The organism is Vibrio sp. Vb1554, assembly GCF_033344235.1.
In genome coordinates, this window is record NZ_JAWPOJ010000110.1 from 1 (window position 1) to 1,763 (window position 1,763).

Sequence of the window (1,763 nt, forward strand, 5' to 3'; positions counted from 1 at the left end):
CTCACATGTTCGATCACCAAGCGGTGTTCCAATTCAAAGGCGAAGACGATGAAGTGATTCTTGAAACGCTAATGATGGAAGACGTAGACGTAACTGACGTTGAACTAGAAGATGGTGTGATCACAGTATTTGCTCCTCACACTGAGTTCTTCAAAACGAAAACAGCGCTAAACGCAGCATTCCCTGATCTGACAATTGATGTGGAAGAAATCACTTTCGTTCCTCAAACTCAAACGCCAGTAGCGGGTGAAGACGCAGAGAAATTCCAGAAGTTCCTAGACCTTCTAGATGACTGTGACGACGTTCAGCAGGTATACCACAACGCTGAGCTATAATTTTTAGCTTTCGTTGTTGTAAAAAGGCTTCCCGAGGGAAGCCTTTTTTGATCGTGCTGATAGTTGCGAGTAGCGCTAAGTATTACGGTATTTGGAGTAACACAGAGACATGATTACGCCAAAGCAGATGCCCTGTGTCAGCATGGCAGTTCCGCCGTAACTAAAGAATGGAAGCGGGCTTCCCATCACTGGCAACAATCCACTTACCATTCCAGTATTAATAAAGGCGTAGAGGAAGAAGCTCATCGCCAATGTGCCACTGACTAAGCGACTAAAAAAGTGCTCAGATTGGCATGCTAACAACATCACCCGTGCTGTAATAAATAGGTATAGCGCCAGCAATACCACACAGCCAATGAACCCCCATTCCTCCGCATAGGTTGAAAAGATAAAGTCGGTATGACTTTCTGGAATAAAGCCCAGTGTTCCTTGTGTGGCATTCATCCAACCTTTGCCTTTCATACCGCCCGAGCCAATCGCAATCAGCGACTGAATGATTTGGTAACCAGAGCCAAGTGGGTCAGATTCTGGATTGAACAGAGTACGAACGCGAACCTTTTGGTATTCGCGCATCAAGAAGAACCACAAAATTGGTATGAAACCACCTAAGGCAATGGCAGCCGCTGCGATGATCTTCCAACTGATGCCTGCTAGGAAAATAACGAAAATACCTGAAGCCGCAATCAGAATCGACGTTCCCAAATCTGGTTGTTTCGCGATAAGAATCGTTGGTAAGCACACCATGATTAGCGCAACAATCAGCGTTCGGAATGTTGGTGGTAATGGTTGGCGACCGATATAGCGCGCAACCATCAACGGTACCGCAAGTTTGAGTAATTCGGACGGTTGGAATCGAACAAAGCCTAGGTTGAGCCAGCGTTGCGCACCTTTCGAGGCCTCACCAAAGAACAGTACGCCAAATAGTAAAACTACACCGGCAACAAACATTAGTGGCGCCAGGCTTTCATACGTTCGTGGAGAAAGTTGAGCCAGAACCACCATCACGACAAGAGACAATACCATGCGCATTGCTTGGCGATCCATCATCTCCAAACTTTGTCCGCTGGCACTGTACATGATCACAAGACCAAAACCCATTAAAGCAAAGATGCCGAGTAGGAGGGGCAAGTCGATATGGAAGCGCTCAAACAAGGCGCGGTTTTTACCTGTAGAGGGATCCATCTTCATTAGCGTGTAACCTCTTTTTGCGCGTTGGTTTTGTCATCTTCTGGTTTGATTTCTTCTGGGCCAAGTACCACTCGGTCAAAGATTTTTCTCGCCATTGGGCCACCGTTACTTGAGCCACCGCCTGCGTTTTCTAGCACGAGAGTAACGATAACTTTTGGATCGTCAAACGGAGCAAAGCCCGTAAACAGGGCGTGGTCACGCAAGTGTTCCGCGATTTCATCTGCGTTGTACTCTTCGTTC

The 1,763-nt window shown here is 47.0% G+C and carries 2 protein-coding genes and 1 pseudogene; 1 reads left to right on the forward strand and 2 read right to left on the reverse strand.

The genetic code is table 11. From position 1 onward, the window contains the following. On the forward strand, positions 1-335 hold a 335-nt coding region (locus R8N28_RS24045; RefSeq protein WP_318183528.1), incomplete at its 5' end, for a YebC/PmpR family DNA-binding transcriptional regulator. A gap of 75 nt (positions 336-410) precedes the next feature. On the opposite strand, the gene rodA is transcribed toward R8N28_RS24045, so the two are convergent. Both rodA and R8N28_RS24055 read right to left on the reverse strand, forming a co-directional pair. Then, positions 411-1,523 carry a rod shape-determining protein RodA gene (gene rodA, locus R8N28_RS24050; protein ID WP_318183529.1) on the reverse strand — a complete coding sequence of 371 codons (1,113 nt, stop codon included), beginning with the start codon at positions 1,521-1,523 and terminating at the stop codon, positions 411-413. Beyond that, a pseudogene (locus tag R8N28_RS24055) lies at positions 1,523-1,763 on the reverse strand (penicillin-binding transpeptidase domain-containing protein); the annotation flags it as partial. The pseudogene R8N28_RS24055 and the gene rodA, both read right to left, overlap by 1 nt.

What these genes read in the sequence shown, in the direction of transcription:
- rodA (WP_318183529.1), bottom strand. Translation starts at nt 1,523, where the DNA reads ATGAAGATGGATCCCTCTACAGGTAAAAACCGCGCCTTGTTTGAGCGC.